This window comes from Ruthenibacterium sp. (assembly GCF_017421385.1).
Classification (GTDB): Bacteria; Bacillota; Clostridia; order Oscillospirales; family Ruminococcaceae; genus Ruthenibacterium; species Ruthenibacterium lactatiformans.
Map to the genome: position 1 here is coordinate 19,903 of NZ_JAFOIN010000062.1, position 10,274 is coordinate 30,176.

The following is a 10,274-nucleotide window of genomic DNA, read 5'->3' on the forward strand; positions in this document are numbered from 1 at the left end:
CTATACAATTGAGGTGATACCAATGAAACTGTTGTTTGCAAGCGACCTCCACGGTTCAGCCTATTACGCAGAAAAGCTGGAGGAGCTGATTCGGAACGAGGCGCCCGACAAGACTGTCCTGCTGGGCGACCTGCTGTACCACGGCCCCCGCAACGACCTGCCCCGGGAGTACGATCCCAAAAAAGTGACGGCCATTCTGAACGGCCTGAAAACACAGGTGCTGGCTGTGCGCGGCAATTGCGACGCTGAGGTGGACCAGATGGTGCTGGAGTTTCCCATCATGGCGGATTACATGGCTCTGTTTCTGGAAGGACGCATGGTGTTCGTTACTCACGGGCATTTGTTCAACGAGGAAAATCTGCCCAATTTCAACCCGGGCGACGTACTCATCCACGGCCATACCCACGTGCGTGCTGCGGCGGACCGGGGCGCTTATTTCTTCCTGAACCCCGGAAGCATGGCGCTTCCAAAAGGCGACGGCGTTCACAGCTATATGGTGTATGAGGACGGCGTGTTCACCACGAAGGATATGGACGGCGCGGTGCTGGAAACGCTGGACATCCGGCGCTGACCCATGGAAAAGACGGTAGAGATAGAGCGCAGCATCATCAAAAAATACAAGAAACCCATTTGGCATCGGTTCATCGGCGGCTGTAAGGACTATCGGCTGGTGAACGCGGGGGACCGCATCGCGGTGTGTATTTCCGGCGGAAAGGACAGCTTTCTGCTTGCCAAATGCATGCAGCAGCTGCAAAAGCACAGCGATGTTCCGTTTGAATTGGAATTTTTGTGTATGGACCCGGGCTACCGCCCGGAAAACCGCGCCATGATCGAGCGCAACGCCGCGCTCATGGGGGTGCCGCTGCATATTTTCGAGACGGATATCTTTGACACAGTGGTGAATATCGAACAGTCGCCGTGTTATCTGTGCGCGCGCATGCGGCGCGGACATCTGTATAAAAACGCACGGGCGCTGGGCTGCAATAAGATCGCGCTGGGGCACCATTTCGACGACGTGATCGAAACGACGCTTATGAGCATGCTGTGGGGCGCGGAGGTCAAGACCATGATGCCGAAGCTGCACAGCACCAATTATCCGGGTATGGAGCTTATCCGTCCGCTGTACCTGGTGCGTGAGACGGATATTTTGGCGTGGAAACGCTACAACGGTCTGACATTTCTGCAGTGCGCCTGCCGTTTCACCGAGCAGGAAGCGGATGAAGGCATGCACGGCGCACGCAGCGAAACAAAGGCTCTCATTGCGGCACTGCGCAAAACGAATCCGCAGGCAGACGTAAATATCTTCCGAAGCATGCATCATGTCAATTTGAACATGGCGCTGGGATGGACGCAAGACGGGCAGCTCCGCAGCTTTCTGGACGGCTATGAAACACAGCGCACTGCGGCGGGCGGCGGGCCGGAAAACGAGTGAACAGGCACGAAAAAATCCCGGACGGTATTGGACCATACGTGCCATTCCGTCCGCTTCGCGGCGGGCGCTGCCTGTGCAGATGACTGCCGTGTCAGCATGGGCAAAGACAAAAAACAGCACCGCGCCCCGCCCGGTTCCTGCCGGGATGGGCGCGGTGCTGTTTCGCGCAGGGGAAAAGGGCGCACGCGGGCGGCAGCGTGCGGCGGTCGAGGCTGCACAAGACGTACGGAAAGGTGGGCGGCAGCCGCTTGCCCGGCGGACTTCACAGTGGCGCCGCAGGCGCGAAAACGGAGTTCACGCCGCCAGTGCCGCGGGCTCAACAAGGCTCCACACGCCGTTTTCGCGTACCAGTGCAAGACCATCCGGCGTGGGACAGGCGTATTCGCAGCGGCAAGGAACGGCTTCCGCGCCGTCGGCATTGAGGAAGCCCCAAAGCCCGTCCCGGCACACGGGGGCGTAGCCGCTGCGAAGCGGGTAGCCGCAGCCCGGGCGGGCATACACGACCTCGTCTGCATAAGTGGCTGTTTTTTCGTCCAGCACGCTTTGTGTGGCGCAGCGAACCGCCCACACGCCGTCGTAAAGAAAATCCGTCACGGCCCGGCCTTCGGCGTTGAGATAGGCGGTCTTGCCATTCTTATATACGGAGCCGAGTCCTTCCCGAAACCAGCCCGCAGCCTCGTAGGCTTCTTCGGTGAGCAAGTGCGGCGCATCCGCCTCGGCGGGCCCGGCGAAATTGTAGCAGAAAGCGCTGCCGATGGGCTGGGGATACAGCCCGCCCGTCATCTCGCTTTCAGCCATGACGGAAAGCTGAACGGGGAGGAATACGCCGTATCGCTCATAATCGGCGGCGGTGACAGGAGAAGGGGCTTGTGCGGCTTCACCCGTCCGGCAGAAGCCGGGCGCGGATGCGGCCACGTCCCAATAAAAAAGTGTGCCGCTGCCGCCGTGCCCCACTTCCAATGCGCCGTCCCCGGTTTCGGACAAGCGGGCGTTGACTGCATCCAGTTCATCCCAGTTCATTCCGTCGCTGCCCCATGACCAGTGCCCCAGATGGCACCGCGTCACGGGCTGCGGTGCGCGGCATTCCAGCACAACGGTGAAAGCTTCCCGCATCAGGCCCCACAGGCCGCCTCGGCACATGGTGTAATACACAGGTCCGCTGCCGTCAAAGCCGCAGGCAAGGTACGGGTATGGTGTGGCGTGATCCGCCACAGGCTGAATCTTTTCATAGGGAAGGTCCAAAGGCGGCGCTGCCTGTCCGGCCGTGCCGGAAGCCGGCGGCAGGGAGGAGGCTGCGGCGGAAGAGGATGGCACGGAGGCGGAAGAAGCGCCCGGCTCCGGCGCACACGCGGCCAGAACAAAGCACAGCGCCAGCGCGGCGGCACAGACATGTTTTTTCATAGAAGCTCCTCCTTGCGTGGATGTTTCCCGGATATGTCCGGCTCTGTCTGCTGTATTCAATATAGACGTTTTTTGTATCCGCGTTGTAACGAAAGCAGTGGAAACCAAAAAATGGCTGTCGCAAAATGCCCTTCAAAAGCACTTTGCGACAGCCATTTTCGTTGGCGGCCGAACCGTATTTTAGCCGATCTCCACCATGACCTTGGTGCCTTCGCGCACGGCGGCAGCACGCATGACCACGCGGATCGCCTTGGCGATGCGGCCCTGCTTGCCAATGACGCGGCCCATGTCGTCCTCCGCAACGGTGAGGTGATACACGATGATTCCGTCCTCATTGGCCTCGTCCACCGTAACCTTTACGGCGTCCTTGTCTTCCACAAGGCCTTTGGCGACTGCTAATAATAGCTCTTCCATTGTGTGCTCCTTCACGATTACAGAATCTCGTTCTTCTTCAGCAGAACACGAACGGTATCGGTGGGCTGAGCGCCGGTCGCGATCCACTTCTTCGCCTTCTCAGCGTCGATCTGGACAACAGCGGGCTCCTTGGTCGGGTCATAGTAACCGATCTCTTCGATGAAACGGCCGTCGCGGGGGAAGCGGGAATCCGCAACAACCACACGGTAGAACGGAGCCTTCTTCGCGCCCATGCGGCGCAGTCTGATTTTAACAGCCAATCCTGTCACCTCCTGTAATTTTTTAAAAACTGTATATCAGCGGGGCAAAGCCCCGTGATTACCGAAATAAAAGCGGCGCTTAGCGGAACATGCCGCCCAGGCCTTTCATGCCGCGCCCAAACCCCTTGGGGTTCTTTTTGAACTGCTTCATCATCTTCTGCATCTGTTCATACTGGCGAAGCAGGCGGTTAACGTCCTCCACGCGCGTTCCGCTGCCGGCGGCAATGCGGCGCTTGCGTTTGGGGTCAATGGTAGAGGGTTTGGCGCGTTCGCCCTTTGTCATGCTCTGGATGATAGCCTTCATGCGGCCAAGCTCTTTTTCGCTTTTGTCCAGCTCGTCGTCCGAAATGCGTCCTGCGCCGGGGAACATGGACATCATGGCGGCAGCGCCGCCCATTTTCTTTACCTGTTCGAACTGATCCAGCATATCGTTCATGTCGAATTTGTTCTGCATCAGGCGCTTGGCGGTTTCTTCGGCCTTTTTCTGGTCGGCGGTGTCCTGCGCTTTTTCAATCAGCGTCAGTACGTCGCCCATGCCCAGAATGCGGCTGGCCATGCGGCTGGGATGGAATACCTCCAGGTCGTCCAGCTTTTCGCCCACGCCCGCGAATTTGATGGGCTTGCCTGTAACGGCACGCACGGAAAGCGCACTGCCGCCGCGGGTATCGCCATCCAGCTTCGTCAGGATAACGCCGTCCAGGCCGGTGCTTTCAGAGAAGCTTTTGGCTACATTCACAGCGTCCTGGCCGGCCATTGCGTCGATGACGAGCAGCGTTTCGTCCACCTGGACGTTTTCCTTGATGCGCTGCAATTCGGCCATCAGGTCCCCGTCCACATGCAGGCGGCCCGCCGTGTCGAGGATGACGATGTCGTTCCCGTAGTCCTTTGCGTGGGCCACGGCCTTTTTGGCAATGGCCTCGGGCTTTTCACCCGGAAGGGCGAACACCGGCGCACCGGCCTTTTCGCCTACGATCTTCAGCTGATCGACTGCGGCGGGGCGGTAAATATCGCATGCGGCGAGCAGCGGGCGGTGGCCCTCCTTGATAAAGTGTTTGGCCAGCTTGGCGGTATGTGTGGTTTTGCCCGCACCCTGCAGGCCGCACATCATGATCACCGTCGGCGGCTTGGACTTGATGTGAATGCGCGCGGCCTCGCTGCCGCCCATCAGTTCCGTCAGCTCGTCGTTGACGATCTTGATGACCTGCTGCGCAGGGGTCAGGCTCTCCATGACCTCCTGTCCCATGGCGCGCTGGGTGACGCCGGCGATAAAATCTTTCGCAACTTTATAGTTGACGTCCGCTTCCAGCAGGGCCATGCGCACCTCGCGCATAGCGTCCTTAATGTCCTGCTCGGTCAGCTTGCCCTTGCCGCGCAGCTTTTTGAATACCGAAGCCAGCTTATCGCTTAAACTCTCAAATGCCATCGGCGGCACGCCTCGCTTTCCGTTCGTTATGCAGCGCTGTTCACGCCTCGCTCATGCGGTTGATGATATGCAGCATCTCGTCCGCAGCGCGGTGGATGTCCTCGGACATCGCGTAATTGTTGTTGTTGTAGAAATTGATGTCGCGGGCGAGCTGCTCCAGCGATTCAATGCCCTCCTGTACAGCGCGGTACCGCCGCGCAAAGCCGACCTTGTCCTCCAGCTCCAGGATCGTACCCTCGCCGCGCTTGATGGCGTCGCGTACACCCTGGCGGGTGATGCCGAAGTTGTCCGCGATCTCAGAAAGGGAGAGGTCGTCGTTGTAATACTGCTCCATCACGTCGCGCTGTTTTTCCGTCAGCACGTCGCCGTAAAAATCAAGCAGGTACGAAATTTCGAGGTTTTTTGTAACCACCGCGGCCGCTCCTTTTCTCAAAATCATTGTGTAAAGCAAACCGCTTTACACAGCTCGTTCATTATACCGCACATGCGGTGTAAAGTCAAGGCCTTTTCAGCGGTTTGCCCATTTTTTTTGCAGCTTTTTGTGCGCTTGGCGCATGCCGGCGGCGAAATGCAAATTTTATGGAAAACGCATTCCCAAAACTGGGATTTTATAGTATAATAATCGTGATATTGTGTGCGGTTTCGCCGGGAAGGGAGCTGTTTCGTTTTGAATATCCACAAAAGCTATTATGAAACGCTGTACAGCCGCCCCGTGGTGGCGCTTTCCGGGTACTGTGCGAAGTACGATCTGCCGGATTCCCTGTATGCATATCTGGCCTACGGCGGAACGACGGGCTCCGCAAAGGACGCGCTGGCCGAAGGAATGCTGGCTCTGGCCACGGAAAAAGGCCTTTTGCAGCCGGGCCAGACGGTGATCGAGTGTTCCAGCGGCAGCTTTGCCGTGGCGCTGGCCGTGGCCTGCGCCCACAGCCGCCACCCGCTGATGCTCTGCATGCCGGCTACCGTGCCGCTGGAGCGCCAGCAGATGCTGACGAAGTTCGGCGCGCAAATTGTGCTTTCCAACTATGTTTACGGCCGCAGGGGCGTGGAGCAGCGCGCGCAGGAGGCCGTGGAGCAGACGGGCGGCTATTTCCTGAACTATTTCGACAATGACTTGAACGCTGAATTTCACCGCCGTGTAACGGGCCCGAACATCGCCAAGGCAACGGGCGGCGCGCTGGACGCGGTTGTTGCGGGCGTAGGCAGCGGCGGCACTATTACGGGCGTGGGCGAATACATCAAGGCATGGTACCCGGATGTAAAGGTGGTTGCCGTAGAGCCTTACGAGAGCCAGGCCATCGGCGGCGGGTACATCGGACGGCACAACATCCCGGGCCTGGGCGCGGGCTTTGTGCCGGAAAACTATAACCCGTACATCGTGGATGCCGTGATGGCCGTGCCCAGCCATACGGCCAACGTCACGGCGCGTGAGGTGCTGGAGACAGACGCCATTCCGGCTTCGCCCAGCGCGGGCGCCGTGCTGACGGCAGCGCACCAGTTGATGGCGGAGCACCCGGATCTGAAGCGGGTGGTCTGTGTGTTTGCGGGGCAGGTTTTGTATGAATAGGCAGCCGCCGTGCAGCCCGGTCCGGGCTGCGGGCAATAAAACGGTATAAAAATGAAGCGCGTGTGGAAGCCCACACGCGCTTTTTGAATGGTCCGGTATGCCGTGCTCACAGAAACAGCGCCGCGACCACGGTGATCAGCCCGCATACGCCGATGGCGATGCCGCTCATCGCCCCCTGAACTTCGCCCAGCTCCGCCGCCTTTGTGGTGCCCAGCGCATGGCTGCATGCGCCGATGGCAAGGCCCTCGGCCACAGGCTCCGTCACGTGCATCAGCTTGGCGAACAAAGGGGCGCACACCGCGCCGATGAACCCGGTGACGAGCACGGCCACCATGGTGATGGCCGCGATGCCGCCATGGCTTTCGGCAATGCCTACGGCGATGGGCGTGGTGCAGCTTTTGGGCAGCAGCGCGGCGGTGACGGCTTCGTCCAGCCGGAACAGGCGGCACAGCAGCAGCACACTTGCCAGGCTGAACAGGCTGCCCGCGGTGCAGCCCACTAAAACGGGTACGAAGTGGCGCTTGAGCACGGCATACTGGTTGTAGATGTTCAAGGCGAGCACAGCCGTGGCGGGGCCGAGCATCATGTTCACGATATCGCCGCCAATGGCGAAATCCTCGTAAGGAATGTCGAATATAAGCAGCACGCCGATGCACAGCAGAATAGCGATGACCAGCGGGTTTGCCAGTGTCAGCCCTGTTTTTTTCTGGACCCAGCGCCCGATCTGGAACGTGCCGATGCACAGCACGATGCCGAACAGCGGCGAGGTGGTGACAGCCTCAATCATGACGGGCCTCCTTTTTCTGAATGGCGCGCATGGTGAGCTGCACGGCCCAGGCCGTAACGCCGTACACCAGCGGCGTGGTGATGAAGCAGATGGCCAGCAGCGGCAGCAGGTTGGCCCACAGCACATCCGCATAGCGCAGGATACCCACGCCGGCGGGCACAAAAAAACAGGCCATGTTGGTGATGAGAAAATTGGATTTTTCTTTGATGTGGTGGGGGCGAAGCAGCTTTGCGGCAAGCAGGAGGAACAGCAGCACCATACTGATGACGCTGGCGGGGAAGGGGATGGGAAGCAGCGCCGCGATGCCCTCGCCTACCAGGCAGACCGCAAGCACGATGCCGATTTGTGCCATGATACCCATTGTAAGAACTCCTTTGGCATTTTTACAAAAAGAACGGTTATAATTATAGCACAATCCCAACGCGCAGAAAAGACAAATCTCCCCCAAATGCAGGAAAAACCGCCGCGGGCTGGCCCGCGGCGGTTTAGTGGAACATCAGCAGTTTGTAGGCATCAACCCCGAGCGCATCGGCGATATTGAACAGCATATCCAGAGATACTCCGACACGCGCGGTTTCAATGCGGCTCAAATGTTTTGAACCGATGCCGACTTTTTCGGCCAGCTGTTCCTGGGTGTAGCCGGCTTTTAACCGATAATGCTTGATGTTTGAGGCCAAGCCAAGACGGTAGTCTGTATATTTGTATTTCATTTCAGCACCATTTAATCAAACATGAGAAGCTTATACGCATCAATTCCCAATGCGTTGGCAATGTCAAACAGCATGTCTAAAGAGACGCCAACTTTGGCTCGTTCGATCTTGCTCAGATGATTTCCTTCAATACCGATTCGTTTGGCCAACTGATCTTGAGTATATCCCTTTTTCAAACGATAATATTTGATTTTCAGACCAACTTCATCCCGGTAGTCTGCATAGCTGTTCCCCATTTTTTCACCGCCTGTACAACTTAAGTGTACAGGTTGGATTTGCAAATATGCACAATCTGAAATGGCTAAAATAGGTATTGACAATACCAATATAGGGATTTAAAATGGGGATAGAAAGGTTTGGGTTTATGGATTTCTTTAAAATTATTTATAATCTGATGCACGGGGAATATATTCTGGAGGAATACCGCGTGCCGCTTTCCCACATTGTTCGGCATGAGTTTCGTCCCGGTTCAAAAGCAAGCCGCATCTGGCAGAGGGCGGGCGATGCGCGGGAACGCATCGCCCGGCGCCTGGGCACGGATGATGAAGACCCGGACCTGCTTGCAATGGTGGAGAGCTACGAGGAGCTTCAGGAGTATATGTGCCGGCGCTGCTATGAATACGGCAAGCTTGGCCTGCGCCCGGCCCGGCGCGGCGGGCAAAAGGGAAAGGCGCCCGTCGCACAGCGGCGCGCGCCCGAGCCGAACGAAAAATCCCGGCCCTGCGCAAGGTAACGCAGCGGCCGGGATTCTTTGTTCCCAAACCTTTATACTTTTCCCTAAAAGAGCGGCGGCGCAGAAACGGTGTTTTTTTCGCCGTCCCGTTTTATTGTGCGCGCTTGAGGCACCAGCCGCGGAGCGTGCGGCATGGCCTCAAATCTCTGCGCATATGGCGTCACCCATGGCTTTGCAGCCCACAGGCGTGCAGCCCTCGCTCATCATGTCGCCCGTGCGCAGGCCTTTTTCCAGCACCCGGTTCACCGCGGCCTCAATGGCGTCGCTTTCCTCTGTAAGGCCGAAGGAGTATTTCAGCATCATCGCGGCGGACAGGATGGTGCCGATGGGGTTGGCCTTGTCCTGCCCGGCAATGTCCGGCGCGCTGCCGTGGATTGGCTCATACAGCCCGCGCGTGCCTTCGCCCAAACTGGAGGACGGAATCATGCCGATGCTGCCCGTGATCATGCTGGCTTCGTCCGAAAGAATATCGCCGAACATGTTCTCCGTCACGATCACGTCAAACTGGGACGGGTCTTTCACGATCTGCATGGACGCGTTGTCCACATACATATAGTTGACCTCTACCTGCGGGTAGTCCCCGGCCACGCGCGCGGCCACGGCGCGCCACAGGCGGCTGGTGTCCAGCACGTTCGCCTTGTCCACCACCGTCAGCTTATTGCGGCGCTTCATGGCCGTTTCAAAGCCCACGCGCAGAATGCGCTCGATCTCATGCTCGGCATAGGGCATCACGTCTGTGGCCACGCGCTCGCCGTTTACGGTCTCGGTTTTGTGCTCGCCGAAGTACACGCCGCCGATCAATTCCCGCGCCACCATGAAGTCAATGCCTTTCGCCACGATGTCCCCGCGCAGAGGGCTCGCGCCGGCCAACTGCGGGAACAGCTTGGCCGGGCGCATATTGGCGAACAGGCCCATGGCGCTGCGGATGCCCAGCAGGCCCTTTTCCGGCCGCTTATCCCCGGGCACGCCGTCCCACTTGGGGCCGCCCACCGCGCCCAGCAGCACGCTGTCCGCCTCAAGGCAGGCGTCGATGGTCGCCTGGGGCAGGGGCGTGCCGTGGTTGTCGATGGCCACGCCGCCGATATCAACAAAATTATAGGCGAAATGGTGGCCGTATTTTGAAGCTACGGTCTCCAGCACCTTCAGCGCCTCGTTTACGATCTCCGGCCCGATGCCGTCGCCCTTCATCACTGCAATGCGTTTGCGCATGGTATTCCTCCGTTCCGGGCCGCCCGCGCCCTGCGCAAGAGCGGCCTGATTGATCATTATTTCAGCGAGTTCAGCAGCCCGCCTCTGTTCACGATGTTCTGAATGAACGGGGGCAGAGGCTGGGCCTGATACGTCTCGTTTTTTGTCAGGTTGGTGATGAGGCCGGTGTCGAAATCCACGCGGACCTCGTCGCCCGCGGCGATGCCGTCGCTGGCGGCCTCGCACTCGAAAATGGGAAGGCCGATGTTGATGGCGTTGCGGTAGAAAATGCGCGCAAAGGATTTGGCGATGACGCAGGCCACGCCGCTCTCCCTGATGGCGATGGGCGCGTGCTCCCG

The 10,274-nt window shown here is 58.7% G+C and carries 15 protein-coding genes; 4 read left to right on the plus strand and 11 right to left on the minus strand.

The features are described from left to right. The first annotated feature begins 22 nt into the window (after positions 1-22). Positions 23-571, plus strand: coding sequence for a phosphodiesterase (gene yfcE, locus IIY41_RS06515; protein ID WP_009324397.1), 549 nt, complete (start codon positions 23-25; stop codon positions 569-571). A 3-nt stretch (positions 572-574) separates the two neighbouring features. Further along, complete coding sequence (locus IIY41_RS06520) at positions 575-1,432, plus strand: tRNA 2-thiocytidine biosynthesis TtcA family protein (RefSeq protein ID WP_050005229.1); 858 nt, start codon at positions 575-577, stop codon at positions 1,430-1,432. A gap of 294 nt (positions 1,433-1,726) precedes the next feature. Here IIY41_RS06520 and IIY41_RS06525 read toward each other — a convergent pair whose 3' ends face one another. The 5 genes from IIY41_RS06525 to ylxM form a co-directional block, all read right to left on the minus strand. Further along, the gene (locus tag IIY41_RS06525) at positions 1,727-2,833 is read right to left on the minus strand and encodes a WG repeat-containing protein (protein WP_287400169.1); all 1,107 of its coding nucleotides are present in this window, start codon (positions 2,831-2,833) and stop codon (positions 1,727-1,729) included. Positions 2,834-3,013: 180 nt separating this feature from the next. Beyond that, positions 3,014-3,247, minus strand: coding sequence for a KH domain-containing protein (locus IIY41_RS06530; RefSeq protein WP_009324394.1), 234 nt, complete (start codon positions 3,245-3,247; stop codon positions 3,014-3,016). Between the two features lie 17 nt (positions 3,248-3,264). Further along, entirely contained in the window at positions 3,265-3,507 is a 243-nt protein-coding gene (gene rpsP, locus IIY41_RS06535) for a 30S ribosomal protein S16 (protein ID WP_009324393.1), read from the minus strand. Positions 3,508-3,586: 79 nt separating this feature from the next. Further along, positions 3,587-4,930 carry a signal recognition particle protein gene (ffh, locus tag IIY41_RS06540; RefSeq protein ID WP_009324392.1) on the minus strand — a complete coding sequence of 448 codons (1,344 nt, stop codon included), beginning with the start codon at positions 4,928-4,930 and terminating at the stop codon, positions 3,587-3,589. A gap of 40 nt (positions 4,931-4,970) precedes the next feature. Continuing rightward, positions 4,971-5,342, minus strand: a complete 372-nt coding sequence (gene ylxM, locus IIY41_RS06545; RefSeq protein ID WP_009324391.1) for a YlxM family DNA-binding protein — start codon at positions 5,340-5,342, stop codon at positions 4,971-4,973. A 255-nt stretch (positions 5,343-5,597) separates the two neighbouring features. Here ylxM and IIY41_RS06550 point away from each other — a divergent pair, with 255 nt between their 5' ends. Then, positions 5,598-6,497 (plus strand): PLP-dependent cysteine synthase family protein, encoded by a 900-nt coding sequence (locus IIY41_RS06550; protein WP_009324390.1) that lies wholly within the window; start codon positions 5,598-5,600, stop codon positions 6,495-6,497. A gap of 106 nt (positions 6,498-6,603) precedes the next feature. On the opposite strand, the gene IIY41_RS06555 is transcribed toward IIY41_RS06550, so the two are convergent. The 4 genes from IIY41_RS06555 to IIY41_RS06570 form a co-directional block, all read right to left on the minus strand. Then, on the minus strand, positions 6,604-7,284 hold the full coding sequence (locus IIY41_RS06555; RefSeq protein WP_009324389.1) for an LrgB family protein: 681 nt from the start codon (positions 7,282-7,284) through the stop codon (positions 6,604-6,606). Next, the gene (locus tag IIY41_RS06560; protein WP_009324388.1) at positions 7,277-7,645 is read right to left on the minus strand and encodes a CidA/LrgA family protein; all 369 of its coding nucleotides are present in this window, start codon (positions 7,643-7,645) and stop codon (positions 7,277-7,279) included. The genes IIY41_RS06555 and IIY41_RS06560 overlap by 8 nt, the downstream gene beginning before the upstream one ends. A gap of 124 nt (positions 7,646-7,769) precedes the next feature. Next, entirely contained in the window at positions 7,770-7,994 is a 225-nt protein-coding gene (locus IIY41_RS06565) for a helix-turn-helix domain-containing protein (RefSeq protein WP_009324387.1), read from the minus strand. An 11-nt stretch (positions 7,995-8,005) separates the two neighbouring features. Continuing rightward, positions 8,006-8,230: a helix-turn-helix domain-containing protein gene (locus tag IIY41_RS06570; protein WP_009324386.1), complete on the minus strand. Its 225-nt coding sequence runs from the start codon at positions 8,228-8,230 to the stop codon at positions 8,006-8,008. 128 nt (positions 8,231-8,358) lie between these two features. Between IIY41_RS06570 and IIY41_RS06575 the strand changes: the two genes are divergently transcribed. After that, on the plus strand, positions 8,359-8,727 hold the full coding sequence (locus tag IIY41_RS06575; protein WP_040910185.1) for a hypothetical protein: 369 nt from the start codon (positions 8,359-8,361) through the stop codon (positions 8,725-8,727). A gap of 138 nt (positions 8,728-8,865) precedes the next feature. Here IIY41_RS06575 and leuB read toward each other — a convergent pair whose 3' ends face one another. Beyond that, positions 8,866-9,936 (minus strand): 3-isopropylmalate dehydrogenase, encoded by a 1,071-nt coding sequence (leuB, locus tag IIY41_RS06580; protein ID WP_117473208.1) that lies wholly within the window; start codon positions 9,934-9,936, stop codon positions 8,866-8,868. Between the two features lie 56 nt (positions 9,937-9,992). Continuing rightward, positions 9,993-10,274 (minus strand): 3-isopropylmalate dehydratase small subunit (locus IIY41_RS06585; protein WP_502709819.1); only part of this gene is annotated, 282 nt, incomplete at its 5' end.